Annotated in this window: 21 protein-coding genes, 1 pseudogene and 1 riboswitch; of the genes and pseudogenes, 17 read left to right on the top strand and 5 right to left on the bottom strand. The window is 37.4% G+C overall.

Annotated elements, in window-relative coordinates:
- Positions 1–8: 8 nt before the first annotated feature.
- Together rimO and J3U74_RS02990 are read right to left on the bottom strand one after the other, a co-directional pair.
- Positions 9–1,325, bottom strand: coding sequence for a 30S ribosomal protein S12 methylthiotransferase RimO (gene rimO / locus J3U74_RS02995; RefSeq protein WP_267329718.1), 1,317 nt, complete (start codon positions 1,323–1,325; stop codon positions 9–11).
- Positions 1,326–1,659: 334 nt separating this feature from the next.
- On the bottom strand, positions 1,660–2,586 hold the full coding sequence (locus tag J3U74_RS02990; protein ID WP_267329719.1) for an ABC transporter substrate-binding protein: 927 nt from the start codon (positions 2,584–2,586) through the stop codon (positions 1,660–1,662).
- A 169-nt stretch (positions 2,587–2,755) separates the two neighbouring features.
- Here J3U74_RS02990 and J3U74_RS02985 point away from each other — a divergent pair, with 169 nt between their 5' ends.
- Positions 2,756–4,732 (top strand): TonB-dependent receptor domain-containing protein, encoded by a 1,977-nt coding sequence (locus J3U74_RS02985; RefSeq protein WP_267329720.1) that lies wholly within the window; start codon positions 2,756–2,758, stop codon positions 4,730–4,732.
- A 138-nt stretch (positions 4,733–4,870) separates the two neighbouring features.
- On the opposite strand, the gene J3U74_RS02980 is transcribed toward J3U74_RS02985, so the two are convergent.
- Entirely contained in the window at positions 4,871–5,038 is a 168-nt protein-coding gene (locus tag J3U74_RS02980; RefSeq protein WP_267329721.1) for a hypothetical protein, read from the bottom strand.
- A gap of 415 nt (positions 5,039–5,453) precedes the next feature.
- Here J3U74_RS02980 and J3U74_RS02975 point away from each other — a divergent pair, with 415 nt between their 5' ends.
- The 10 genes from J3U74_RS02975 to J3U74_RS02930 all read left to right on the top strand — a co-directional run bounded on the left by J3U74_RS02975 (position 5,454) and on the right by J3U74_RS02930 (position 15,944).
- Complete coding sequence (locus tag J3U74_RS02975; RefSeq protein ID WP_324099766.1) at positions 5,454–6,989, top strand: hypothetical protein; 1,536 nt, start codon at positions 5,454–5,456, stop codon at positions 6,987–6,989.
- A 597-nt stretch (positions 6,990–7,586) separates the two neighbouring features.
- On the top strand, positions 7,587–9,134 hold the full coding sequence (locus J3U74_RS02970; protein ID WP_267329723.1) for a hypothetical protein: 1,548 nt from the start codon (positions 7,587–7,589) through the stop codon (positions 9,132–9,134).
- A gap of 659 nt (positions 9,135–9,793) precedes the next feature.
- Positions 9,794–10,177 carry a dihydroxyacetone kinase phosphoryl donor subunit DhaM gene (gene dhaM / locus J3U74_RS02965; protein WP_220219381.1) on the top strand — a complete coding sequence of 128 codons (384 nt, stop codon included), beginning with the start codon at positions 9,794–9,796 and terminating at the stop codon, positions 10,175–10,177.
- A 15-nt stretch (positions 10,178–10,192) separates the two neighbouring features.
- Positions 10,193–10,666 (top strand): Lin0368 family putative glycerol transporter subunit, encoded by a 474-nt coding sequence (locus J3U74_RS02960; protein WP_220219382.1) that lies wholly within the window; start codon positions 10,193–10,195, stop codon positions 10,664–10,666.
- Between the two features lie 25 nt (positions 10,667–10,691).
- Positions 10,692–11,039, top strand: a complete 348-nt coding sequence (locus J3U74_RS02955) for a Lin0368 family putative glycerol transporter subunit (protein ID WP_220219383.1) — start codon at positions 10,692–10,694, stop codon at positions 11,037–11,039.
- A 37-nt stretch (positions 11,040–11,076) separates the two neighbouring features.
- Positions 11,077–12,078, top strand: coding sequence for a dihydroxyacetone kinase subunit DhaK (locus tag J3U74_RS02950; protein ID WP_220219384.1), 1,002 nt, complete (start codon positions 11,077–11,079; stop codon positions 12,076–12,078).
- A gap of 15 nt (positions 12,079–12,093) precedes the next feature.
- Complete coding sequence (gene dhaL, locus J3U74_RS02945) at positions 12,094–12,756, top strand: dihydroxyacetone kinase subunit DhaL (RefSeq protein WP_267329724.1); 663 nt, start codon at positions 12,094–12,096, stop codon at positions 12,754–12,756.
- A 70-nt stretch (positions 12,757–12,826) separates the two neighbouring features.
- On the top strand, positions 12,827–13,942 hold the full coding sequence (locus J3U74_RS02940; protein ID WP_366915701.1) for a glycerol dehydrogenase: 1,116 nt from the start codon (positions 12,827–12,829) through the stop codon (positions 13,940–13,942).
- Positions 13,943–14,168: 226 nt separating this feature from the next.
- Positions 14,169–14,948, top strand: coding sequence for a triose-phosphate isomerase (locus J3U74_RS02935; protein WP_267329725.1), 780 nt, complete (start codon positions 14,169–14,171; stop codon positions 14,946–14,948).
- A 21-nt stretch (positions 14,949–14,969) separates the two neighbouring features.
- Positions 14,970–15,944, top strand: a complete 975-nt coding sequence (locus tag J3U74_RS02930) for a sugar-binding transcriptional regulator (RefSeq protein WP_220219388.1) — start codon at positions 14,970–14,972, stop codon at positions 15,942–15,944.
- A gap of 1,244 nt (positions 15,945–17,188) precedes the next feature.
- Here the strand turns inward: J3U74_RS02930 and pssA are convergent.
- Positions 17,189–18,544: a CDP-diacylglycerol--serine O-phosphatidyltransferase gene (gene pssA / locus J3U74_RS02925; RefSeq protein ID WP_267329726.1), complete on the bottom strand. Its 1,356-nt coding sequence runs from the start codon at positions 18,542–18,544 to the stop codon at positions 17,189–17,191.
- Positions 18,545–18,672: 128 nt separating this feature from the next.
- Positions 18,673–19,725 carry an AI-2E family transporter YdiK gene (gene ydiK / locus J3U74_RS02920; RefSeq protein ID WP_220219390.1) on the bottom strand — a complete coding sequence of 351 codons (1,053 nt, stop codon included), beginning with the start codon at positions 19,723–19,725 and terminating at the stop codon, positions 18,673–18,675.
- 112 nt (positions 19,726–19,837) lie between these two features.
- On the opposite strand from ydiK, the gene eco reads away from it, so the two are divergent.
- From eco to ribB, 6 genes and pseudogenes are all read left to right on the top strand, one after another.
- Complete coding sequence (gene eco, locus J3U74_RS02915) at positions 19,838–20,332, top strand: serine protease inhibitor ecotin (RefSeq protein ID WP_220219391.1); 495 nt, start codon at positions 19,838–19,840, stop codon at positions 20,330–20,332.
- 310 nt (positions 20,333–20,642) lie between these two features.
- On the top strand, positions 20,643–21,752 hold the full coding sequence (locus tag J3U74_RS02910; RefSeq protein WP_220219392.1) for an extracellular solute-binding protein: 1,110 nt from the start codon (positions 20,643–20,645) through the stop codon (positions 21,750–21,752).
- A 105-nt stretch (positions 21,753–21,857) separates the two neighbouring features.
- The gene (gene potG, locus J3U74_RS02905) at positions 21,858–22,994 is read left to right on the top strand and encodes a putrescine ABC transporter ATP-binding subunit PotG (protein WP_267329727.1); all 1,137 of its coding nucleotides are present in this window, start codon (positions 21,858–21,860) and stop codon (positions 22,992–22,994) included.
- Positions 22,995–23,312: 318 nt separating this feature from the next.
- Positions 23,313–24,185, top strand: a pseudogene (locus J3U74_RS02900) (ABC transporter permease subunit); the annotation flags it as partial.
- A 243-nt stretch (positions 24,186–24,428) separates the two neighbouring features.
- Positions 24,429–25,187: an ABC transporter permease subunit gene (locus tag J3U74_RS02895; protein ID WP_366518694.1), complete on the top strand. Its 759-nt coding sequence runs from the start codon at positions 24,429–24,431 to the stop codon at positions 25,185–25,187.
- Between the two features lie 122 nt (positions 25,188–25,309).
- Positions 25,310–25,497, top strand: a riboswitch (FMN riboswitch).
- Between the two features lie 216 nt (positions 25,498–25,713).
- Positions 25,714–26,349 carry a 3,4-dihydroxy-2-butanone-4-phosphate synthase gene (gene ribB / locus J3U74_RS02890; RefSeq protein WP_267329729.1) on the top strand — a complete coding sequence of 212 codons (636 nt, stop codon included), beginning with the start codon at positions 25,714–25,716 and terminating at the stop codon, positions 26,347–26,349.
- Positions 26,350–26,389: the final 40 nt, after the last annotated feature.

Raw genomic sequence — 26,389 nt, 5'->3', positions numbered from 1 at the left:
TGATTTGTTTACTGTTTAACAGTTCCCCATAGATCATATTCATCAGAGTGTTCAATTTCAACTTGAACAATATCGCCCACTTTAACACTATTTTCATCATTAAGATAAACAACACCGTCAATTTCGGGTGCATCTGCCATACTGCGACCAATGGCACCTTCGGCATCCACTTCATCAATGATAACTGATAATGTTTGACCAACTTTATTACGAAGTTTTTTGCTTGAGATAGTTTGTTGTAATTGCATAAAGCGATGAAAACGCTCTTGTTTGATCGCTTCCGGAATCTGATTTGCGAGCGCATTGGCTTGTGCGCCTTCAACCGGACTATAAGGAAAGCAACCCACCCGATCAAGTTCGGCTTTAGTTAAAAAGTCGAGCAGTAACTCAAAGTCTTGCTCGGTTTCACCCGGATAACCGACAATAAAGGTTGAACGTAATGTTATATCGGGGCAAATATCTCGCCATTTATGTATTCGTTCAAGCGTTCGGTCAATGGTTCCCGGTCGTTTCATCGATTTTAAAACGGTTGGGCTGGCATGTTGCAGTGGCACATCTAAATAAGGCAAGATTTTACCTTCGGCCATTAACGGGATTAAATTATCGACGCTAGGGTAAGGATACATGTAATGCAGTCTCACCCAAATGCCTAGCGTAGCTAACTGCTCACACAAAGTTTGGATATCGGTTTTCAAAGGCATGCCGTTCCAAAAATTGGTGCGATTTTTAATATCAACACCATAAGCTGAAGTATCTTGAGCAATAACTAATAACTCTTTTACGCCGCTTTCAGCTAATCTTTTTGCCTCATCAAGCACATTTCCAATTGGTCTACTGACCATTTCGCCCCGTAATGAAGGAATAATACAAAAGGTGCAGCTATGATTACAGCCTTCAGATATTTTTAAATAGGCATAATGTTTAGGTGTCAATTTAACACCTTGCTCCGGCACTAAGCTGGTAAACGGATTATAAGCCGGTTTTGGTGCATATTTATTGACATGAGTCAGTACCGCTTCATAGCTGTGCGGACCAGATATTTCCAACACTTTCGGATGAACATTACGTATTTGATCTTCTTTCGCACCAAGACAGCCGGTCACAATGACTTTACCATTTTCATTTAATGCTTCGCCGATCGCTTCTAACGATTCTTGTACAGCGCTATCGATAAAGCCACAGGTATTGACGATCAATAAATCGGCATTATCGTAACTGGGTACCACACGATAACCTTGCGTGCGCAATTCGGTTAAAATTCGCTCTGAGTCAACTAAATTTTTAGGACAACCAAGGCTCACAAATCCAATAGTAGGGGATGACATATTCATAGTATTTATAATAGTGTTAAATATTTAAGGGGTATAAAGTTGAGAATTAATAAACTTTTACTGCTTAATGTTGATTATTAAAAAAACGACGGCATTTTATCACATTTGAATTTTGTTGAAACAGCGATTTTTGATTTGCTTTCATTTGTTCAGAATTTTCAGTTGATTTGATTGTTATATTGTGCAAGCAAATAACAATCAATCACCAATATAGATGTATTTAATCAGTCAATCTTGTTTGAGGATAATAATAAAGCCCTCACGTACGTGAGGGCAGGTGGAGTTAGGATAAGATACAAACTGCAATCATCATGCTTTTAGATAAGATTTATTTTAGCCCATTGATAACTTCGTCAATTTGGCGCTCTAAACTTTCTGCACCGCCACCGGATAGGTACCAAAGATCAGGTGTTAAATAAACGACTTGTGTTTTACTATTTTTCAGCACTTTTGAATCGAAAAAGTTCTCTTTCATCGCTGTATTACCAATTGCTTTACTGCGATCGACAACGTAAATAATGTCAGGTTTAACCGATTTTATATAGTTATTATCAATAAATACTGGTTTAGGTTTTTCGCCAATTTGTGTGATTTTGTTACTTTCCGCAGGAACAGCACGTTTAACGTTTAACACATCATGAATAAGGGCTGCGCTTGAACTGTTATTAATAAGAATTACTTTTCCGTCATTATGGATAGCAACAATGGCTTTTTTATGGCTATTATGACTGATTGCTTGCGCTTGTTGAAGTTTAACATCCAGCGACTCAATGATCGCTTTACCTTTACTTTCTGTACCGGTGATAGTGGCTAACGCATAGATATGATTTCGGGTGGAATCATAGTAATTTTTGGCATTAACACTTAAATTCAGAACAGGGGCAATTTGTCTTAATTGGGCATCTTTACTGGCTTGTCGACCGTCAATGATAATTAAATCGGGTTTAAGATTTTTTATTGCGTCAATATTGGGTTCTTTCATATTGCCGGTATCAGCAATACCAATATTATTATATTTTTGTAGATAAGAAGGGATCACCGATTGTGGTACAGCGGTAACTATTGAGCCTTTACCTAATGCATCTAAAGTATCAAGAGCACCATAATTCATAACCACCACTTTTTTAGGTGATTTAGGCACTTCAATACTATTATTATCGACTACCACATTCATTTTTGAGGTTGATTGGCAACCTGTAAGACCTAAAATCACAGCAGCTAGCGTGCTTAAAAGTAGTTTTTTATTTCTGTTCATGATAATTTCCTTTCTGCAAATAAAAATGATAACCATTATTATTTAAAAAATTGCTCTTTGTCTACTAATAAATAATTTTTATTAAAGATATTGATAATTATTCTCATTTACTGTAGTGTTACCTGAGGGGAAGTCTAAAATATCATTATAAATAATGGGGTTATAAAAAATGGAGATAAAGCGAAAATTGAAGTTAGCGACTCACGTCATTAACACTAGCCTTTTATTATTGTCAAGTGCTGCTATGGCCGACACCAATTCTGAAACTGAAACTATGGTCGTTACAGCTTCGGGATTTGCTCAACAAGTCAAGGAAGCGCCAGCCACGATATCGGTTATTACACCAGAAGAGATTAGCAACAAACCTTATCGAGATGTAACAGATGCCTTGAAAGATATTCCCGGCGTTACAATTACTGGTGGCGGTGATTCTACCGATATCAGTATTCGTGGTATGGATTCAAAATATACAATGATTCTCGTTGACGGTAAAAAAATCAGTACTCGTGAGACCAGACCAAATGGCGATAATTCGGGTTTTGAGCAAGGTTGGTTGCCGCCGTTGACCGCTATTGATCGCATCGAAGTGGTTCGGGGTCCAATGTCTTCATTATATGGATCTGATGCGATGGGTGGGGTAATTAACATTATCACCAAAAAAGTCTCGGATGAATGGCATGCCGGATTACGTTTTGAGTCTGTTATACCGTATCGTTCAAGCGAAAAAAATACCTATGTAACCAGTTTTTCAACAATGGGACCCATTATTGAAGATATCTTAGGTATTCAACTTTACGGCCAATATTCGAAACGGCATGAAGATAAATTTCTCAATGGTCATGCACAGCAACAGCTACAAAGTTTGAATGGTAAGCTATCGTTAAATGCCAGCGATACCCAAAGGTTTGATTTGGATTTTGGCCGTTCTTTACAAAAAAGTAAAGCCAGCGCCGGAAAAACTCGCCCAACTAATCGAGGCGACTTCCCACGTGATAATCATCGAAGTAGCTTTGCTTTAACACATAACGGCATGTTTGGCGATATCTCGACCACAAGCTTTGTGGCTTATGAAGGCAACAACAATCCTGAAAGGAAAATGAAGATTCGAAATACCGATGCCGATACACGAATAACCATTCCGTTTTCAATTAATATGTTAACTGTTGGTGGAAAGTATAACTATCAAGAGTTGCATGATAAAGGTAACCAATTAAATACTCGATTAACTAAAATTGACCGTTGGAACTACGCTTTATTTGCCGAAGATGAGGTGCGGGTTTTAGATAATTTAAGTTTCACCTTTGGATTACGTTTTAATAAAGATGAGAATTATGGCAGTAACTGGAATCCACGTATTTATAGTGTTTGGAACATCGATGATAACTTCACTTTAAAAGGCGGTTATTCAACAGGATTTGCCGCCCCACAATTGCGTCAAGTTGTTGCTGATTGGGGACAAGTGACCGGCGGTTCCGGTACTGGTAATAAAGGAATGATTATGGGTAACCCGGATTTGAGACCTGAGAAAACCCAAAATTTCGAAATTGGCTTAGGTTATACCAATGATTATGGTGTGGATGCGTCGGCAACAGCGTTCTACACTAAATATAAAGATAAAATTCAATCCTATTATATTTGCCGTGGTGAAGCAGGATCGCGTAAATGTCAAATCAATGGCTATCGAGAAAAATTTGATTTTGTTCAAGGGCGTGAAAACGTCGATAAAGCTGATCTTAAAGGGCTGGAATTAACCTTTAAAACACCGTTATTTGATCGATTCTTATTAAGCACTAACTATGCCTGGACGAAGACCGAACAAAAGACCGGTAAAAATAAAGGTAAACCATTAAATCGTACGCCTAAACAAAAGTTCAATACTCAACTTGACTGGAACGTCACAGATCAATGGGATTTATGGGCTAAAATGGCATACTATGGTGTAGAAAGCACCACTAACCGTACCGGTAAGAAGATTGAATACCCGGGATACACTTTCTGGGATATTGGCGCGGCTTATAAAGTGCATAAAAGTACTAAAGTGTTTGCCGGCGTTTATAATCTGTTTGATAAAGATGTCAGCAATCAAGATTATGGTAAAACATTAGAAGGTCGACGCTATTTTGTCGGCGCTGAAATTAACTTCTAAATAGTTTTTCATCAAGTAGTTATCTTTTTTAACTACTTGATGAAATCTCGCCTCAATGACGATTAACAAAGCGTTTAATCAACCTCAATTTGTTATCTTTTCGACAAGCAAAACTTTCTAAATTTGCCCTGATTAAGTTTAAGAGATTGGGATAGCAATGGAATAATTGCTAGCTTGGCAATTTTGGCCAATAATCCACTTTTTTTGAAAAAACTTCTGCTCGCTATCTTCGATTTTTTCCCTAAATTTTGCCGGATAATAGTCAAATAAGCCTATTTTTTTGGCTATTAATTCAATAGATAACATGAATAAGCAACTTTATTTTGAAAAATATTTTAGTTAGGCATTAAGGCAATTTTCTGGAAAAATAAAGATAAAGTAATGACAAATCATAAAGATATGAATTTTTATTCTGAAAAAAAATTAATCAAATTAATTTTTATTTTTGTGCTGTTGAAAAACTGATCTGTACATTTGATAGCCAGTCACCATTAATAGCGCATTGATTGATCGATTAATCCGATCGATAATGTGCTCAGTGTCTATTGATATGATGTTAGAAACTTAATTTAAATCAGTGAGTTTTACTTAACCATTTTGAGTTTAGTTGTTAACCAGTTTAGTAAGCTAAATTGTGAAAAATATCTGAAGGACATAACAACACTATCAGTATTATTTGTTTTAGAAAATTATAATTATAAGGAGAGCAAACTTGAACTGGATGTCACCAATTGTTAAAAGAGGGTTAGGCTTCTTATCTCAATCTTTTGACAATAAATTTAACACAAAAATTCATTGTTTGACTGCATTAATTGTTTTAGGTCATATCAATGGCGCTAATGCCGTTTTATCGATTTCAACGCTCGAAAGAATTCATGGGCATTACCCTGCTATTGCCATTAATGATGAGTTAGTTGATTCATCCGGATTTTCCGATAAATTAACTGTGGTAAGCATGCCAGACGGTAAGTTACGTGATCGCCAAAGCGACATTCTAGATTTTAAAGTCGACCCGTCAACCACTTATAACGATATCAAATGGGTTTTACCCGCTAAGCAAGATTCAAATGAAGATAATAAAATTATCATTGAAGCCAACGGTCAAGAAGTGAAATTATCCGATATTGCAGCAAATTTAGGGGTCGGTATTTTCGATGAAGACGGTGATGTAGGGGTACCACAAGGGGTATTATCTGCTACTTGGTATTACAGCTTTCCGGGTGGAAAAGGAAAAGGTGAGGCTCAATATAAACCGGTGCCTGAAAGTGAGTTAAACAGCAAAATGGAACCTTGCCGTGCGCCTTATAAATTAGTGCTGTCAATCAAAAATATTAAAGCCCAAACCGAATATGGCTTGCCGTCAGAATCTGAAATTGACTATGCGGATGTGATACAAGAATATGTCTTTAAATCAAAGATTAATAAAATTTGTTACGCCCGAACTAACCCAATGATGAATAGCAATAGATGGTCATGGACGCAATATAACGGCGATGAACCATATGGTTATGGCTGGAATAGTCGTAATATAAGTTCAACGCCAGATCCAAAACACGGTGGCGGATATTTAAAATCAGAATGGGATCCAGAATTAGGATTTTTACTGGAAGATAATTACAACAATAGATTTCCTAGAACCATATTTAAAGGTGCAACTTTCCAACTTTGGATGAGTAATGATCAGCAAGATTATTTGTGGTCAACCGATGATGAAAATATATCGATAGATGAACTTGGCATTGTAACTTTTAACGCTAAGCCCAAAAGAGCGGCATTTCAAATTTTTGCTTGGCCAAAAGATGCTAAAGGTCTGGAAGATAGGGTTTTATTTTGGTCAGCATTTGACTTCTGGGCAAAATATGTAAGACAAACCAATGAGTATTCTGAAGATCTGTGTGGGGGCATTCAAAATCAGTTAACCATCGCTGATTGGAATAATACCCCGCAAGCATTAGATCCAGCAACTGATAACAATGTCATGGCGACTAACGTGACCATGACAAGAAAAACGTATGGTGGATTAAATAGCGAATGGGGTCAACTTATAAAAGAATATTATCCTAATTCTGATTTTCCAACTTCAGGATTCGTTAATGGTACAGAGCAACGACATGCATGGGTATCAGATACCAATGGGAATGGCTCTATACATAACGTAGTCACTATGTTAAATGGTGGTGTAAATAAAGTCCAAGGCACACAATGGACAGCCGTTCCTTTTGCTATGGTATACGAAGTGTGTAAAGAGCGTTGGTAACCATAAAATCATTCTTTCCTCAATAATCATTCCTATCTCACCAACGTTATTTCGATAGCGTTGGTGTACAAATCCATCTTAGATATCATCAATATTTCAATAAGTTAAGTCATTTATTTGCATTTTTAAAACAGTGATGTGATTAAACTAATAAATGTTCATTTATTCTGGATATTGAATTAATAGGTAAAACATATTTAAGTGTTTTGAATAAAAATTCTATCGTTTTAATGATTGATTTTATTTGGAAAAAATGAATTAAAATGATATTAATCAATAATTTTCGTAAAAGATTTATAAATTTCTAAAAAAAGCCCGTCCATTTTTTTTAATCGTCTAAATATCATCCTGTATATTTGATGATCAATCGCCATAATCACCATATTGATTGCTTAAAAAATTAGAACGATAATTCGCAAAATGTCTTAGATATCAAGTTAGATATTTAATGTTAGAGAAGTGATATTTATTTAATCAATTAGTGCAAATAATTACTAGCTTAGCTAATGTAACTATAAAACAAAAATATCCCAAAAGGCATTTAAATTATTATGAAAATAATTTGTTATAAAAAATGGACTTATAAGGAGAGCCAAATTGAGCTGGATATCAATTTTAATTAAGAGAGGTATTAGTTTATTGCTGGTGTTAAAAAACAATAAATTAGTAAATTTGTTTAATTATTTGCCTGTTGTTTTTGTTTTAGGTTATGTCAATTGCGCCAATGCCGTATTTTCGATTTCAACGATCGAAAAAATTCATGGTCATTCCCCGAGTATCTCAATCAATGGTGAGATAGTTGATTCATCGGCTTTCGCCGAAAAACTCAGTATTGTAAGTATGCCGAACGGGCAGTTACGAGATAGTCAAAGCAATATTCAAGATTTTAAGATCAGCCCGTCAACCACTTATAACGATATCAAATGGGTTTTGCCAGCTAAGCAAGATTCAAACGAAGATAATAAACTTATCATTGAAGCCAATGGTCAAGAAGTTAAATTATCCGATATTGCAGAAAATTTAGGCGTGACGATTTTCGATGAAGACGGTGATGAGGGGATACCGGAGGGGGTATTGTCTGCCACTTGGTATTACAGCCTTCCGGGTGGAAACGGCATGGGTGATAGTCGGTATAAGCAGGTGCCGGAAAATGAATTAAATAACACAATGGAACCTTGCCGTGCGCCTTATAAATTAGTGCTTTCAATCAAAAATATAAAAGCGGCAACCCAATACGGCTTGCCTTTTGAATCGAATATTGATTATGCTGATGTTAAGCAAGAATATATCTTTAAATCATCCATTAATCAAATTTGCTACGCCCGACCTAACCCAATGATGAGTAGCAAAAATTGGTCATGGATTCAATATGACGGTGATATGCCTTATGGTTATGGCTGGAATAGTGATCATATCAGTGCAACGCCAAATACAAAACACGGTGGTGGATATATACAATCTCAGTGGCATCCGGAATTAGGATTTTTCTTAAATAATAATGGCTATAATAATAAATTTCCTAAAACTGCTTTCAAAGGTGCAACATTTCAACTTTGGCTGAGTAACGATCAGCAAGATTATCTGTTTTCAACCGATGATGATAATATATCTGTCAATGAACTTGGTGTAGTCACCTTTAACGCGAAGCCACAAAGAAAAACATTTCAAGTTTTTATTTGGCCAAAAGATAGTAAGGGTATAGAAGATAGAATCGTATTTTGGACGGATCTTAAATTCTGGGCAAAATATGTAAGAGAAACCAATGAGTATTCTGAAGATCTATGTGGTGGCATTCAAAATCAGTTAACTATCGCCGATTGGAATAATACCCCGCAAGCATTAGACCCAACAGCAGACAGTGGGAATCTCGGTCACGGCGTTGCCATGACCAGAAAATTTGACGGGGGATTAAATGGCGAATGGGGACAAGTGGTAAAAGAATATTATCCTAAATCCGATTTCCTCACTTCAGGATTAGTCAATGGTACATCGCAACGACATGCATGGGTGTCAGATACCACTGATAATGGCAATACGCATCATGTGGTATTTATGTTAAACAGTGGCGTGCATAAAGTTGTAGGTAACAAGTGGACAGCAGTTCCTTTTTCTACGGTACATGAGGTGTGTAAAGAAGTTTGGTAAACATTAAACCATTCATCGTTCAATAATAATTCATCCCAAACCAACGTTATTTTAATAGCGTTGGTTTTATTTAAATATTTCAGCAACCCCCTTTCAAATCAAAAACCGTTAAGCAATATGATTTTCTGATAGCGACCAAAACATTGCAAAATCATCAATGAAATTAATAAACAGTTTAAATGAGTGGTCATATCGGCTTAAAACGCTTTCAACCTACATTCTTTTCACTGATTATTAAAGACGTATCTATTTGGCGATATTCGCTAAAAAACTCAAACAAAAAGCGATCTGTTCATATTTTGATGGGTTGTTTTCATTTCTCAAAAATCAGTGCATTGCTTTGTCGATTAACGATAAACAAGTGTCTATCACTTTGTTTTTTAACATGACCCAATCCATTAGGGCGATTTTTGTTGTTATTAAGTCAATGCTATGAACATTTGTCTGACATTCTAAAAAGCGTTCATTTTGTTAAAAGATCACAATAACAATAGTGAAATTTTGACTATTGGCATTTTCACCGTGATTTTCATCTGAAAAACAAAATGAATAAATATTTAGATCTTAGTCACAAATTTATTATAAAACCATTTTCGCCAAAACTTTATTCGATATAATTGAACAAAAGATTATTAGGTAAACATTTGTTCGGAGGATTCATGGTTAGTATCGTTTTAGTATCGCATAGTAGAAAAATTACCGATGGTTTAAAGGAGATGATAGAAGAGATGGTTGATTCAACCGGAGATGTAGAAATTCATTCCGCAGGCGGAACTGATGACGGGCGTTTGGGAACCGATGCAGTTGCGATTTACAACATTATTGAACAATCTAAAAATCACAAAAACATCCTAATTTTTGCTGATATTGGCAGTGCGATACTAAGTACTGAAACCGCTATTGACCTAATCGAAGATGAAGAGCTCAAAAGTAAAGTGACTTTAGTCGATGCGCCTTTGGTAGAAGGGGCGTTTGTTGCGTCTATACAAGCAATGGTAGATGACGATGTAGAAGGTATTTTAGCTGAATTACAAAATATTTAAGAAGAGAGCATAGCGATGAAATTTTTTCGTAGTTTTGTTGGTTATTGTATTGCTGGAATGATCGTTATGTCGGTATGGTCTCAATTAGGGACTTACGGGATTTTTGGTGGATTTTTAGCGGCAGTTATCATCATTGGACCTATGTGGTATATGAATCACTACATTAATTTAACCGGCAACGAAGATGATGCCGCCTTTGTTGATATGGGGCTTGCGATTGCTGTATGCGGGATTATGCGAGATACCTTTATTCAAGGTGGAGAAGCGTTTGTATCTTCAATGCCAACAATCATTCTGGTGACTTGCGGCGCAACCTTAGGGGGAATTACCGCAGCCTATATTGAAAAAGACATGGCGAAGAAGAAAGAGTTTACTAATGAAAATCCAAGAGAGCCAGGCTTACGCCGCACTGATTTTGAAAAATTGAAAGAGGCAAAAGAGAAGATTTTGCGCAATAAACAAATCAAAGTTTTTCAAAAGAAGAGATAAGTTACCGAATAAGGAGTAGTGAATCATGTCAATAAAATTAGCGATTGCAACATTAATTGGGGGATTTATTTTTCCTTTCGTCATCCGAATGGCGTGGGGGCGAATGGTTGATAATTGGGGTCCAATTGGTGGTTGGATGGCCGCAGCCTTTATTGTTGGCACAGTTTGGTGCATTAATCATGGTATTGCAACGCCGATGATTACCCAAAGTGGATCAGTTTGGGTCGATCAGGGACTTGCGGCAGGTGTCGGTGTCTGGGTTGCCTCGGCGTTAACTGGTGGAAGCAAACGTAAATCAGTTAAAAATATCGTCGCTGCTGTGAGTGCAGGTATTGTCGGTGGATATGTGTTATCACTTTTCCTGGTAGGTTAAGTGTTAGGTTAAAAGTAAAAAAGGTAGAGGTAGTGTAATGAGAAGATTAATTAATGATGGCTATGATGTCGTTGAAGAGATGTTAGAAGGCTACTGTTTAGCGCACAGTGATTATGTCAAGCTTAAAGATGACTGTGATCGGGTTATTGTCAGTAAAAAGATAAGCGCTGAACCAAGAGTCAGAATTATCATCGGCGGCGGATCAGGTCATGAACCGGCTTTTTTAGGTTATGTCGGTAAAGATTTTGCTGATGCAGCAGCAGTGGGCAATGTCAATACTTCACCTTCGCCAGAATATTGCTATGAAGCGGTTAAAGCAGTTGATGCCGGTAAAGGTTGCTTGTTTGTTTACGGCAATTATGCCGGTGATGTAATGAATTTTGATATGGGCGCTGAACTCGCTGCTCAAGACGGTATTCGTGTTGAAACAGTCACCACAACCGATGATATCTATTCTTCTAAAAACATACCCGATCGTCGTGGTGTGGCAGGTAACGTTTTTGTCTTTAAAGTTGCCGGTAGCGCCGCAGCTAAAGGATATGATCTCGACAAAGTTAAAGCATTAACCCAAAAAGCAAATGCCAATACTTATTCAATTGGTGTAGCACTTTCATCATCAACACTCCCTGTAACTGGCGAGCCGATTTTTGAAATGCAAGACGGCGATATGGAAGTTGGTATGGGCATTCATGGTGAGCCGGGTATTGAAAGAACAAAACTTGAAAAAGCCGATTATGTTGTTAGTCAACTCATTGATCATATCTTACAAGATTCCCAACTCAAATCAGGTGATGAAGTCCAATTACTCATTAATGGGCTAGGGGGATTAGCTTTAATGGATCAGTATGTCTGTTATCGTAAAGCTCATCTGCTATTGGCGCAAAAGGGCATTAAAATTTACAACCCATTGGTTGGCAATTATGTCACTTCCATGGATATGGTGGGGATGTCTATATCTGTCATTAAACTCGATGATGAACTTAAGCAGTTATTAGATCATCCATGTGACACCCCGTATTTCAAAGTTGCCTATAAATAACCAAGGAGAGTAGAAATGAGCGCGCTGATGCTAACCAAGTCCTATTTTATCGAAACATTTAAAAAACTTGCCGAAATGGCTGAACAAAATCGTGATCATCTCAGTAAATTGGATTCCGATATCGGTGATGGTGATCATGGTATTAATTTAACCATTGGTTTTCGGGAGGTCGAAAAACAGTTACCGACACTGTCTGAAACAACGGCGGATATTGCTGAATTGATGAAAAAAGTCGGCATGATTTTGTTAAGTAAAGTTGGCGGTGCATCAGGGCCTTTATACGGCAGTTTCTTTATGAAAATGGCGACTCATACCGTTGGAAAACAAGAGGTCACCTTTAAAGAATTTTGTCAAATGTATCAAGACGGCGTTGAAGCGGTGCAGTTTCGAGGCAAGGCCGAAGTAGGTGATAAAACCATGGTAGATGCCCTGATCCCCGGGTTAGATGTATTAAAAAATTATCAGGAAGGGGACGATCCGGTAAAGACACTACAAACCTGCGTAGATGAAATGAAAAAAGGGTCAGATAATACCATTGCATTGATAGCTAAAAAAGGGCGTTCAATGCGACTAGGTGAAAGGGCGATCGGTCATCGTGATGCCGGTTCTGAATCATCGTGGATGATCCTAAATCAATTTTTGGAGCAATTAAAACTAGAAAATCAACAAAATGCCTAAGCAATGTATTAATCATCATTCGATTTTTGGATGATGAAATGTGAGTAAAAAGTCATAAAAAGAGGTAGTAATTATGGATAAGGTTTTTGTTAGTCCTAACAGATATGTACAGGGTAAAGATTTACTTACACGAGCAGATGTGTATATTAAACCTTTTGGAACGCATTTTTTAATTCTTGCCGATCAAAACATCTGGAATATAGCGGCAAATCAACTGGCAGATTCATTAACCAACTCAGGATTAGACATTACCAAAGCTGTGTTTAATGGTGAGTGCTCTATGGTTGAAATCAATCGACTGCTCGATGAGTATAAAGATAAAAAATTTGATGCCATTATTGGTGTCGGTGGCGGTAAAACGTTAGATACTGCAAAAGCCTTAGCCGCAAAATATAACATTCCAAAAGTGTGCGTACCAACCACCGCCTCGACCGATGCGCCAACGGCTAAAGTGTCAGTGGTCTATACCGAAGACGGCGTGTTTGATTTCCTATGGCACCATTATAAAAATCCGGATTTGGTATTAGTCGATACTCGAGTGATTGCTAATGCGCCAGTTCGCTCATTAAAATCGGGGATTGCTGACGGTTTAGCTACATGGGTTGAAGCACGAACTTCAATTCGTAGCTGTCATAAAACTGATGCTGGCGGCATTGCCACCATAGCCGGTGAAGCTATTGCCAGAGAGTGTGAAAAAACCATTTTTGAATATGCGCTTTTAGCAGTAGAAGCAAATGAAAAGAAATTGGTTACCCCAGCTTTAGAAGCCGTGGTTGAAGCCAATACGTTATTAAGTGGTCTTGGCTTTGAAAATGGTGGATTAGGCGCCGCTCATGCAATTCATAACGGCTTTACTGCGGTACCGGGTGATGTGCATCATTTAACCCACGGTGAAAAAGTGGCGTATGGCACAATAGCTCAATTGGTTTTAGAAGGGCGACCGATTGCTGAATTGGAGCGTTATATCGACCTCTATCTTAAACTCGGTTTACCTATTACGCTCGAGGAAGTTCACTTAGATAAAATTACCGATGAAGAGTTTGAACTTATCGGTAAAAAAGCGGTAGATCCGGTTGAAACTATTCATAGCATGCCTTTTGAGGTGACGGCTGATGATGTGATTCAAGCGATCAAAGCAACAGATTATCACGTTAAAAATTACAAAAAACGGTTAGGTCTTAACTAGTCATTCATTTTGCACTTCATACCGGTATTGTTACTTGTATGAAGTGTTTTTTTAATTTTTAAACGTCATTTTTAATAACGCTAAGTATTGATCTAATTACATAAATTATTAAGCAATAGATACCAAACTGAATAGTCTGTTTTCGCTTATGTATAAGCTTGTTGTTTCTGATTAAAATTGAGCGTTGCCATTTACCGCCCAACTATTTTTAATTACAGGATGAATCATGAAAAAAATCTATATTGGCACTAGCTGGAAAATGAATAAAACATTAGCTGATGCGCTATTGTATTGTGAACAGTTAAGAACCTTCTATCCGGAAAATTTAAAAAAACAAATCCAACCTTTTGTTATTCCGCCTTTTACCTGCGTTCGTGAAGTATCTGACTATATACAGCGCCATAATCTGAACTGTTTAACCGGCGTACAAAATATGCATTTTGAAGATTCAGGCGCTTTTACCGGTGAAATTTCGCCGATTATGGCAAAAGATACCGGTGCTAAACTGGTGGAAATGGGGCATTCAGAGCGGCGGGAATTTTTTGGCGAAACCGATATGGCTGTCAATAAAAAGGTACATGCGGCATTAAAGCACCAGCTCACCCCTTTAGTATGCATTGGTGATAGTGCTCAAGAAAAAGCGTGGGGCGTGTCGCATGAAGCCGTAGTTAAACAGATGAAAATTGCCCTGCATGGCGTCGACAAAACGCAAGTTGAACAAGTTATCATTGCCTATGAGCCTATTTGGGCAATTGGTGAACATGGCGTTCCGGCTACACCGGAAGAAGCAGAATCTATTCATCATCGACTCAGACTTGCCCTAACTGAAATGTATGGCACCGAGATAGCGAATAAAATAATTTTATTGTATGGAGGCAGCGTAAACCTTGAAAATTCAACTTTATTGATTGCGCAACCGAACATCGATGGCTTATTTATTGGACGCAGTGCATGGCAAGCTAAAGGTTTTTGTAATATATTATCCGCTATTAATCAGCAAAGCTAAGATAAAACACAAGGCGCACCAATGGATATATTCAATGATAAACAAGAGTCAGAACTACTTACCGAAATCGCAGTTGCCTACTATGAGTATGAACAGACTCAAGAAGAGATTGCAAAGCGATTTGGTATATCACGGATTAAAGTTGGTCGTTTATTAAAAAAAGCGAGAGCTGAAGGGATTGTTGAAATCAATGTTAAATATCATCCTGTCTTTAGCTCACGGATAGAACAGCAATTTGTTAATAATTTTGGTATCAAACGGGCACTGATTGCTTTAGATCATCAAGATGAAGATGAACAACGCCGGCAAGTTGCTGCGCTAGTTTCTAATTACCTATCAAGCACCTTAAAAAACGGCATGACTGTTGCCGTGGGGCAGGGTCGTAATGTGGCTGCCATTGCCAGCCATATTGGTGTATTTCCCGAAAAACAGTGTAAATTTATTTGTGGAATTGGTGGTACACAACGAGTTGGCGAGATTATCGATGCTGACCATATTAGTCGAAGCCTTGCCAGAAAATTTAACGCCACCAGCGAAACATTATATGCGCCAGCTTATGTTGAAAACCGTGAGTTAAAACGTGCATTTATGCAAAATCGAGTGATCAAAGATACCTTAGAAAGAGCCTCTAAAGCCGATATTGCTTTGGTTGGTCTGGGTGATATGAACGAAAATTGTTATATGGTTCAACTCGGTTGGTTTACCCCACAAGAGATCACCTACGCCACGTTAAATCAAGGGGTGATTGGTGATATTGCCGGTTATGGCTTTTTCGATATTCAAGGTAATCCGGTCGATACAGTGATGAATGATCGCGTTATTGGCTTAAGTATCGAAGAGCTACGCAATATTCCGTGTGTGATTGCTATCGCCTCAGAAAATACCAAAGCCACCGCCATTCTAGGGGCGCTTCGCTCCGGTGTTATCGATATTATTGCAACCAGCGCATCAAATGCCAGAATGGTTTTAAGCCTGCAACAAAATACCAATAAATAAGAAAGTGAATAAGAAAACGATAGTTTTTTACTAAAACATAGGTATTTTCTGAAAGTTTTTGACAAGGGTTTTTAACTTTTGCTGATGACTAGTTCCTAGTCGTTATTCTTTGGATGATTTGACGAAGCTTAGCTTTGTAGATTTCTATAAGCCGACAAAGCCTTTGATCTCTTTCTAAATCGATATTTATATTTTTACTTAAACATAGGTATTTTCTGAAAGTTCTTGGCAAGGGTTTTTAACTTTTACTGATGACTAGTTCCTAGTCGTTATTCTGTGGAAGATTTGACTAGGCTTTGCTTTGTAGATTTTTATAAGCCGACAAAGCCTTTGATTTCTTTCTAAATCGATGTTTATAATTTTATACTGAAACATGGGTATTTTCTGAAAGTTCTTGACAAGGGTTTTTAACTTTTGCTGATGACTAGTTCCTAGTCGTTATTCTTTGGATAATTTGACGAAGCTTAGCTTTGTAGATTTCTATAAGCCGACAAAGCCTTTAATCTCTTTCTAAATCGATATTTATATTTTTTACTTAAACATAGGTATTTTCTGAAAGTTCTTGTCAAGGGTTTTTAACTTCTGCTGATGACTAGTTCCTTGTCGTTATTCTGTGGATGATTTGACAAAGCTTTGCTTTGTAGATTTTTATAAGCCGACAAAACCTTTGATCTCTTTCTAAATCGATATTTATGTTTTTTACTTAAACATGGGTATTTTCTGAAGGTTCTTGGCAAGGGTTTTTAACTTTTGCTGATGACTAGTTCCTAGTCGTTATTCTTTGGATGATTTGACGAAGCTTAGCTTTGTAGATTTCTATAAGCCGACAAAGCCTTTAATCTCTTTCTAAATCGATATTTATGTTTTTTACTAAAACATAGGTATTATCTGAAAGTTCTTGACAAGGGTTTTTAACTTTTACTGATGACTAACCCTAGTCGTTATTCTTTGGATGATTTGGCAAAGCTTAGCTTTATAGATTTTTATAAGCCGACAAAGCCTTTGATCTCTTTCTAAATCGATATTTATGTTTTTTACTTAAACATAGGTGTTTTCTGAAAGTTTTTGACAAGATAATTTATCTTTTGGCGCTATCAACATATTGAAATAGCAATAATAAGTTTGAAAATTTATGCCCCGGTTAGGATTGGCTACCGGAGCATGGTTGGTATACTATTGCTGGTTTGGATAATTGTTATCAAACATAACTTAATTTGATAAATCAAAATCAGCAATTTTATTGGCTACAGTAAGCGCTTGATAATTCTATCAACCCGAATACGACTAAGTCTTTTAATCAGCTTGTGTACCTGCTTAGGGTAAAATTGGCTAGCTTGAATTTGTTGGAAATGCGTAACCAATGTGGTTTTTTCACGAATAGTATCAAGTTCTTGTTGTAGTTGATGTTTTAGCTGGTGTTTTGGATCGTGAACTAAAATGCCGTTTTCAAGATCTAAACGCCAAGCTCTCGGATTAAGGTTATTACCGGTTACCAGCATCCAGTCATTATCGACCCAAACCCCTTTTAAGTGATAGGTTTGATCTTGATCTTTCCATAAACGAATAATCAATTGCTCTTTATCAACATACGATTGCAGACGTTCGATAAAGCGTCTTAAATTGATTTCATATAAATAAGGAAGCCCGCCGGAAATGTTAAATGGTTGATCTTCCGGTATATAAAAGTCATTTGCTACTTTATCACCAATAATAATCTCAACTTGTCGACCTTTACGTAGTAAACGAATAATGTCGCGTACTAAAATATTCGGTAGATTAAAGTATGGGGTGCAAAATATAATTTTCTTCTGAGTAATATTAACCAGATGATGAATAATTTTATTTAACGCATTATTGCGTCCCAACCCTGCAATAGGCGCAACTGATAATGATTTGTTGTCAGCATTGCCGGAATATTGATAATTGGCTCCGGAAAGGTGCTGGCGTAACGATTTAATTGCCGATTTCAGTTGCTTACGGGTTTTATGATTTTCAATATCTAATCGTTGCAAACCTTCAAACGGTAAAAAGTTGTCATCAATGTACTTGATCATACTATCGGCTAACGCTTTATTGGTAATAAAGTGATATCGATCATAACGGTATTTATCGAGCTTATGCAGATAGACATTATTAATACTGGCACCGCTATAAATGACCGTGTCGTCAATGATTGATCCTTTTAAATGTAAAACACCGAGCACTTCCCGTCGATTAATTGGCACGCCATAGACCGGAATATCAATATCCGGATGTTGCTTTTTCATCTGATAATAGTAGCGTGCATTGGTGTTTGATTTATCTTCGCCAAATCGACCACGCTGCGCCCGATGCCAATCGACAAAGACTTTAATATCCAGACTAGGGTTGAGTTTTTTAGCTTGATAAAGTGCGGCAAGGATCTCTTTACCTGCTTCATCTTGTTCAAGATAAAGTGCCACAATATAGATTCGATATTGGGCTTTTTGAATATGTTCAAGTAACGCAGACCGATAACTTTGTGGATCATATAATATCTGATATTGTTCAGCATTTTGAGAAAGTTTGGCTAATTCATCAAGATGCTTTCGATGATTATATCTTATAAATGGTATTCGCATGATTCATATATCATTATAACTGGTATAGATTGTAGAATAACACAATTTACATCAGAAAATAACACTCCTTTTTATGTGGGATAAGGTTTAAATCACTAATCATTATTGTTTATTAATAAACAGATCATTTAAGATTGTTCATCAACCCATGTTTGAATAATTTTATAAGTTAACGCAAGTACTACTGGACCAATAAACAGTCCCATAATACCAAAACCAAGTAGACCACCAATCACACCAAATAAAATCAGTAAGAAAGGCAGATCAGCCCCTTTTTTAATTAGATAAGCTCGCATCACACTATCAAGGGTGGTTAAAATGATAGCCACCACAATAAGCACGATAGCGTAAACGGTGTGTCCATCCCAAAATTGCCAAATAATACAGCCTAGCATGACAACGACAGGTCCAATTTGAGCCACACAACAGATAAATAAAATTAAGGTTAAAATACCCGGTAATGGCATTTTAGTTACAATAAAGCTTAAGCCACCAATTAAAGCCAGCGTGATAGCGGTGACCACAACGCCCAAAGCTACTGCTCGAATGGATTGACCCGCTAAGGTGACCGTTGTTTTTCCGTATTGTTTAGATAAACGATTGGCAAAAAGGTAGACATATTTTGTGGTACTTTCGCCTTTAAGGTAAAGTAAAAGGCTAAAAATAATCATCACTCCGGCATGAAAAATAAAGACGCTAATATTGGTTGCTTGTTCTAACAGCCAACCGATGACGGTGCCAATGTAGGGTTGAATATCTGAGATTAATTCTGAGCCGTCGGTCTTTCTAAGCTCTAACCATTTTTGATGCAATTCAGTACCAAACGTCGGTATGTTTTCTAACCAGTCAAATGTGGGTAACTCTTTGTAGGGTAACGTCCTTGCCCATTCAATCATATGATGCCCGTTTTGAGCAATGCTACTAATGATTAAAATAAACGGAATGACGCAAACAAATGCTAATATCAATGCCATAACTAAAATTGATAGCCAACGTTTGTTAAACAATTTTTGTTGTATTTTTATCATTAATGGCCAAGTTGCAATGACAACCATTACCGCCCAAAAGAAACCAAATAAGAAAGGCTCAATGACCCGATAAGTCACAATAATTAATAATCCAATTAGCAGTAAGTTAAGAATTAACTTTAATAGATCATAAGTATTTTTTTCAGCTGGCATTTTTGTACCATGTTATTTGAGTAAGATAGTGTTATTATACGCTTTATGCTTTAAAAAGCATATGATAAGGTGTTAATGGTCAATACATTCAATTTTTTGTTGGAGGCATAATATGAAAAAATTAATGTTATTAATGTTAATGGGTGTTGCATTATCTGCTTGTGCAAAATCACCAAACGTCCCCCAAGCAGTACAAAATATCAATGAAATTGCGCCTTATCCAGAGGCTAAAACGGGCTATACTCGTTATGTTATTCGTTTACCAAGCCTTGCTGATGAAAACAGTGCACAAGTTGAAGTTATGATCGGCAAAGAGATGAGTGTCGATTGTAATTCACGCAGTTTAACCGGCACGGTTAAGCAAGAAGAGCTCAAAGGCTGGGGTTACTCTTATTATGTTGTTGATAAAGTCAATGACGGCATTTCAACTTTAATGGCTTGCCCGCAAAGCGCTAACCATAATCAATTTGTCACTATGTATCACAATATTGGTTTATTAGGTTATAACAGCCGTTTACCAATTGTTTTTTATGTTCCAAGTGATCTCACTGTCAAATACCGTGTTTGGCAGCCAACTAGCAAACCTTTGCAGGCTTCCGCTGAATAATTACGTTAAATTATTTGTTAAGAGACTGCTAAAATCGGGCTGATCGGTTAAAATGTAATCATTCAGCCCAGATTCTCAAGATATTTGATATTTTATGTAGACATCTGGCAAAAAAAAGGTATTTTATCCCTCGTAATGCAAGGTTAGCTCTACTTGTTCATTATTATTAATGACTTGTGATTACCTGATTACCTCGGTTTCGCCATACGATTTAGAAATAGGTTATGGTAAAATTTGGGGGTTCGTTGTCAGTTAACAACGGGCTTGTGTCTAACATGTAATATCCCTAACTAGAGGAGAAGTGGTGAGCATGTTTACTCAACGTAAAACAATTCTTTCAATCATCGCTGGTGTTTCACTAGCATTATCTCAATCTGCTATCGCTAAAGATCGTGTCGTGCATTTTTATAACTGGGCGGGTCAAATCGGTAATCAAACTATTGCTGATTTTGAAAAATCCACCGGTATTAAACTTGTTTATGATGTGTATGATTCCAATGAAGCGCTCGAAGGCAAGCTTATGGCTGGTCATTCTGGGTTTGATGTGGTCTCTCCGTCAGATAGTTTTTTAGCAAGACAAATCAAATCTGGTATCTATTTACCATTAGATAAAAGTAAATTACCGAATTGGAAAAATCTTGATCCAAATCTAATGAAATTAATGGCAAATCACGATCCGGATAACACTTATGCTATTCCGTATGTATGGATGACAACCGGTATTGGTTATAATATTGATAAAGTTAAAGAGCGTTTAGGTGATAATGCACCGGTCGACAGCTGGGACTTAGTCTTTAAACCTGAAAATATGGAAAAACTTAAAGATTGTGGTGTGGCATTTTTAGATGCGCCGACCGAAATCTTTGCCAGTGCATTGCAATATTTAGGTAAAGACCCAAATAGTACCGATGCGAAAGATTATACAGGTGCCGCTTACGAGTTGTTAGAGAAAGTTAGACCTAATATTCGTTATTTCCACTCTTCACAATATATTACCGATCTTGCAAATGGTGATATCTGTGTCATTTTAGGTTGGTCTGGCGATATTTTACAATCACGTGATAGAGCTAACGAAGCTAAAAACGGTGTGCATATTGGTTATCAAATTCCTAAAGAAGGCGCATTAGTCTTTTTTGATACCTTTGCCATTCCAAAAGATGCCGCTAACGTAGAAGAAGCTCACGAGTTCTTAAACTTTGTTATGAAACCTGAAATTGCTGCACAAGTCACTAACGATGTTAATTTTGCTAGTGCAAACAAGGTAGCAAATGATCAGTTTGTTAAGCCGGAAGTGAAAAACGATCCTGCTGTTTATCCGAAACCGGAAGTTATGGAAAAACTATTTACTTTAACAGTTAAAGAACCTAAGCTTGAACGTGTGATCACACGTACATGGACAAAACTCAAAACTGGTAGATAAACGTCAATTGAAAAATTGCGTTATTTACACGATATATTCTAGACGGAGAGATTGTTGAGTCTTTCCGTCTCGTTTTTTTTGGCTTGTTGTTAAGAGGAAAAAAGAGTGAACGATAAAACAACAAATCAGGTACAGCCTAAAAAAAAGATGATAACTCCATTATTGGAGATCAAAAATTTAACCAAAGTTTTTAATGATGATTATTATGCGGTTGATGATGTGAATCTAACTATTTATAAAGGTGAGATTTTTGCATTACTGGGCGCATCAGGTAGTGGTAAGTCTACGTTATTACGTATGCTTGCTGGTTTTGAGCAGCCAACTTCGGGGCAGATTATTCTTGATGGTAAAGATTTATCACAAGTGCCTCCTTATAACCGACCAATTAATATGATGTTTCAATCGTATGCTCTATTTCCTCACATGACGGTTGAGCAAAATATTGCTTTTGGTTTAAAGCAAGACAAATTAGATCCTAAAGAGATCAAACATCGTGTTGAAGAGATGCTCGCGCTAGTTCATATGGAACAGTTTGGCCGACGCAAGCCGCACCAATTATCCGGTGGTCAACGCCAACGTGTTGCCTTAGCACGTAGTTTAGCTAAACGGCCGAAACTCCTGTTATTAGATGAGCCAATGGGAGCGCTGGATAAACAGCTACGTGATCGTATGCAACTGGAAGTGGTCAGCATTTTAGAGCAAGTGGGCGCCACTTGCGTTATGGTGACCCATGATCAGGAAGAAGCCATGACAATGGCAGGGCGAATTGCGATTATGAACAAAGGGCAATTTGTCCAAATTGGTGAACCGGAAGAGATTTATGAGCATCCAAATTGCCGTTATAGTGCTGAATTTATCGGCTCAGTTAATGTTTTTGACGGTATTTTGCAAGAAACCTTAGAAGACGGATTAATTATCAATTGCCCGATGATCAAGCATCCAATCAAAGTTGATTATGATTCGCCAGCCGTCGAAGGTGTGCCAATTCAAGTTGCCTTACGTCCGGAAAAAATTAAATTATGTGATGAAATACCGGAAGAAGGGTATAACGTTGCGACCGGTGAAGTGGTGGAAATTGCTTATCTTGGTGATTTGTCGATTTATCACGTTAAACTGGCTAGCGGACAAATTATCATTGCACAGTTACAAAATGAGCATCGCTATCGTAAAGGCATGCCAACTTGGGGGGATGTGATCAACCTAAGTTGGGAAGTTGATAGTTGTGTTGTGCTTACCGAATAGACAAAAGAGGATAAAGTAATGCGATCCATTTTATTGGGTTTGTTGTTAAATGCATTTGTCTTGCTTAATGTTTATTGGCGTTTTCAAACAACTGATGCATTTGATAACTTATTTTTAGATGCGCTCTTTACGGCAATGACATTAAGCTTCTTATTGTCATGCTTAGGATTATATTTAGCAAATTACAAACCATCTAAATTTGCTTATCGCTTAATTATTGCCGGAAGTATATTGTTCATTCCTGCTGGGTTAGTTGCCATTTATTTTGCTTATAAAAAAATGCGCCAACAGCGGGATGAATCCGATTTGATGACACTTTATGGTCGGTTAACTGTCATTGCTATTCCATATTTATGGATGTTATTGCTGTTTTTACTGCCATTTTTAATTGTGTTTAGAATCAGTTTTTCCGAGATAGCTTCGGCTGTTCCGCCTTATACTGATCTGTTTAGCTATGATGACGGACTGCTCAATATTGTTTTGAACTTCGGTAATTATGTCAATTTAATCACGGATACTATCTATCTTGATTCTTATTTGCAATCACTAAAAATTGCGGCGATTTCAACAATATTATGTATTTTAATTGGCTATCCATTAGCGTGGGCAATTTCACAATGTAAACCGTCAACCCGTAACATTTTGTTACTTTTGATTATATTGCCTTCCTGGACTTCGTTTTTGATTCGGGTTTACGCATGGATTGGTATCTTAAATCCAAATGGCTTACTTAATCACTTTTTAATGTGGTTAGGCGTGATTGATCAGCCGCTGATCATTATGAAAACTTATTTCGCCGTTTATATCGGTATTGTCTATTCTTACTTGCCGTTTGTGATTCTGCCAATCTATACATCACTAAGTAAAGTAGATACGACCTTAATTGAAGCAGCGTTAGATTTAGGTTGTAAACCGATTAAGACCTTTTTCAAAATTATTGTGCCATTAACTAAAAATGGCGTTATTGCAGGGGGAATGCTGGTCTTTATTCCGGCAGTGGGTGAATATGTCATTCCGGAACTATTAGGGCCTTCAGAAGGTATTATGATTGGTACCCAGCTTTGGACTGAATTCTTCAATAACCATGATTGGCCAGCGGCATCGGCAGTTGCCAGTGTGATGCTTCTGATATTAATTGTGCCAATATATTATTTCAACAAATTTCAGAACAGCCAAACGGGGGGGAAATAAATGAATAATTCATCACTTATTCTACGATCTGCTTTGATCGTCTTTATCTCTTCGCTACTTGGTGTGATGATTTTAACGCTGTTGATATCATCATCCGGACTGAGTTTATTAGGCTCAGGGAGCTACTATATTGGTTGCTTAACATTTAGCTTGATTGTAACAACGCTAGTGACTATTGCGTTAGTTTGTCGTTGCTTAAAAGGGCTAATTTTATTGGTGGTATTTTCCTTTTTGTATATCCCAATGATTATATTGATTATCTATTCATTCAATAGTTCACGCTTAGTGACAGTATGGGCAGATTTTTCAACCAAATGGTACTTTGAGCTTATTCACAATGATACGTTGCTTAAAGCTGTCGGATTGAGCTTATCGATTGCCGCTGGCGCAGCAACGCTGGCTATTTTGTTAGGTACATTAGCCGCTTATGCTATTATTCGTTTCAGACGTTTCCGTGGCGCTAATTTGTTCTCATTTATGACAACTGCACCGTTGGTTATGCCTGATGTTATAACGGGTTTGGCACTGTTATTACTATTTGTTGGCATGGGACAAGTATTAGGTTGGCCTAAAGACCGTGGCGCAATTACCATTTGGATGGCGCATGCCACATTTTGTACCGCTTATGTTACCGTGGTCATTAGTGCCCGTTTACGTGAATTAGATAAGTCGATAGAAGAGGCGGCACTCGATTTAGGTGCTAATCCGCTTAAGGTATTTTTTATTATCACCTTACCTATGATCGCCCCAGCGTTAGTATCGGGTTGGTTACTGGCATTTACCTTATCACTGGATGATGTGGTGATTGCGAATTTTGTCACCGGACCGGGCGCAATGACTTTGCCTAAACTAATTTTCTCAAAAGTTAGGTTAGGGGTCGATCCACAAGTCAATGCACTGGCAACAATTATTCTATTGATTGTCGGCATTATTGGTTTTATATCATGGCTGTGGATGCGTAAAGCTGAGCGACGTAAAATGCGGGAAATTCGTATGCAATAACTTATTGCTTTTGCTCAATATTGCTTTTATTAATTATTGCCGCTATATGCGGCAATTTTTCTTTAAAATGTCCGTGTTTTTTAATGCATTTTGTATTATAGTGTTTTAAGTCAGTTTTCTGACAAAATTCTCAGGGCGGGGTGTAATTCCCCACCGGTGGTTATAGCCCACGAGCGCTTAATCGTTTATTTTGTTGGTTTAGTGCGGTATGTTTCCGACTAAACACTCAATATCTTTAATCGATTAAGGTCTAGCAGATTTGGTGTGATTCCAAAGCCGACAGTTAAAGTCTGGATGAAAGAGAGTAGCTTATCTTTTCTATATTTACCGAAAGGTAAAATCACTATGGTCAAGCACTTGCCCTGATTCTGGTATTTAATTTATTTATACTTAATTGATAAAAAAGCGAAGACAAAGCCCTAAATGCGCATATGGCAATGAGTCAGCTAAATTTACGGCATGTTCGTTGCAAATTGGATTTAAGTGTAAATACAATTAATTGTATATAACAGGATAGGTAACTACCATGAATCAGTTTAATTTAAATGAGTTTGGCACACCGATTGAGCGTGTGAAAAATGCGATATCTGCACTTAAAGCCGGTCAAGGCGTATTAGTGTTAGATGATGAAGATCGTGAAAATGAAGGCGATATTATTTGGCCAGCAGAAACAATTACCACAGAGCAAATGGCGTTGACCATTCGTTATGGTAGTGGGATTGTCTGTTTATGCATGCCAAAAGCCTATTGTGAAAAATTACAATTACCGATGATGGTGGCAAATAACACCAGTAAAAATCATACCGCTTTCACGATTACCATTGAAGCGGCTGAAGGCGTGTCAACCGGTGTTTCAGCCGCCGATCGCGTCACCACTGTTCGAGCAGCCGTTGCGGATAATGCAAAACCCAGTGATTTAAATCATCCCGGTCACGTGTTTCCGTTAGTTGCTCAACAAGGTGGCGTACTGGCACGTCGTGGGCATACTGAGGCTTCTGTTGATTTAGTGACTTTAGCCGGATTCAAACCTGCTGCGGTTATTTGTGAATTAACCAATGATGACGGCTCTATGGCAAGAGCGCCACAAGTGGTTGAGTTTGCTAAAAAACACCATTTACCAGTGGTCACTATTGAGGATATTGTTCAATATCGTGAATCTTAAGATCTTGCTAAATGGTGGAAGATAACTATGCCGAATATGT

It is taken from the genome of Gilliamella sp. B3892, assembly GCF_026536305.1.
Taxonomy (GTDB): Bacteria; Pseudomonadota; Gammaproteobacteria; order Enterobacterales; family Orbaceae; genus Gilliamella.
This window is presented reverse-complemented; position numbering and strand designations above follow the sequence as displayed.

Coding starts and splice junctions, on each gene's coding strand:
- rimO (WP_267329718.1), bottom strand. CDS start 1,325: ATGTCATCCCCTACTATTGGATTTGTGAGCCTTGGTTGTCCTAAAAAT.
- J3U74_RS02990 (WP_267329719.1), bottom strand. CDS start 2,586: ATGAACAGAAATAAAAAACTACTTTTAAGCACGCTAGCTGCTGTGATT.
- J3U74_RS02985 (WP_267329720.1), top strand. CDS start 2,756: ATGGAGATAAAGCGAAAATTGAAGTTAGCGACTCACGTCATTAACACT.
- J3U74_RS02980 (WP_267329721.1), bottom strand. CDS start 5,038: ATGTTATCTATTGAATTAATAGCCAAAAAAATAGGCTTATTTGACTAT.
- J3U74_RS02975 (WP_324099766.1), top strand. CDS start 5,454: ATGTCACCAATTGTTAAAAGAGGGTTAGGCTTCTTATCTCAATCTTTT.
- dhaM (WP_220219381.1), top strand. CDS start 9,794: ATGGTTAGTATCGTTTTAGTATCGCATAGTAGAAAAATTACCGATGGT.
- J3U74_RS02960 (WP_220219382.1), top strand. CDS start 10,193: ATGAAATTTTTTCGTAGTTTTGTTGGTTATTGTATTGCTGGAATGATC.
- J3U74_RS02955 (WP_220219383.1), top strand. CDS start 10,692: ATGTCAATAAAATTAGCGATTGCAACATTAATTGGGGGATTTATTTTT.
- J3U74_RS02950 (WP_220219384.1), top strand. CDS start 11,077: ATGAGAAGATTAATTAATGATGGCTATGATGTCGTTGAAGAGATGTTA.
- dhaL (WP_267329724.1), top strand. CDS start 12,094: ATGAGCGCGCTGATGCTAACCAAGTCCTATTTTATCGAAACATTTAAA.
- J3U74_RS02935 (WP_267329725.1), top strand. CDS start 14,169: ATGAAAAAAATCTATATTGGCACTAGCTGGAAAATGAATAAAACATTA.
- J3U74_RS02930 (WP_220219388.1), top strand. CDS start 14,970: ATGGATATATTCAATGATAAACAAGAGTCAGAACTACTTACCGAAATC.
- pssA (WP_267329726.1), bottom strand. CDS start 18,544: ATGCGAATACCATTTATAAGATATAATCATCGAAAGCATCTTGATGAA.
- ydiK (WP_220219390.1), bottom strand. CDS start 19,725: ATGCCAGCTGAAAAAAATACTTATGATCTATTAAAGTTAATTCTTAAC.
- eco (WP_220219391.1), top strand. CDS start 19,838: ATGAAAAAATTAATGTTATTAATGTTAATGGGTGTTGCATTATCTGCT.
- J3U74_RS02910 (WP_220219392.1), top strand. CDS start 20,643: ATGTTTACTCAACGTAAAACAATTCTTTCAATCATCGCTGGTGTTTCA.
- J3U74_RS02895 (WP_366518694.1), top strand. CDS start 24,429: ATGATTATATTGATTATCTATTCATTCAATAGTTCACGCTTAGTGACA.
- ribB (WP_267329729.1), top strand. CDS start 25,714: ATGAATCAGTTTAATTTAAATGAGTTTGGCACACCGATTGAGCGTGTG.